This window comes from Paraburkholderia sp. SIMBA_030 (assembly GCF_046535245.1).
Taxonomy (GTDB): Bacteria; Pseudomonadota; Gammaproteobacteria; order Burkholderiales; family Burkholderiaceae; genus Paraburkholderia.
The window spans coordinates 1-238 of sequence record NZ_JAWRXB010001573.1; the positions used below are offsets into that span (position 1 = coordinate 1).

General features: G+C 56.3%; 1 pseudogene. It reads right to left on the reverse strand.

What is annotated here, in order from left to right:
* Positions 1–238: pseudogene (locus tag SB772_RS45300) on the reverse strand (hypothetical protein); the annotation flags it as partial.

The window sequence follows — 238 nt, forward strand, 5'->3', positions numbered from 1 at the left end:
GCACATAGCCGGCAAGGCGGCCCTGGGAAAAGCGAAGATAAAGCGCAATCGGCAATCCGATGACGACAAGCAGCACGCCGCAGACAAAGGTCGTCCAGAGCGTTACCCAGAGATTGGCAAGGCTGTAGCTGTCGGTGAAGAAGAACTGGTAGGAAGCCAGCGAGAACTGCGAAGTTCCATCCGCCCGGCGCACAAAGATCGTACCCATGACGGCCGATATGATCGGATAGACGATAAG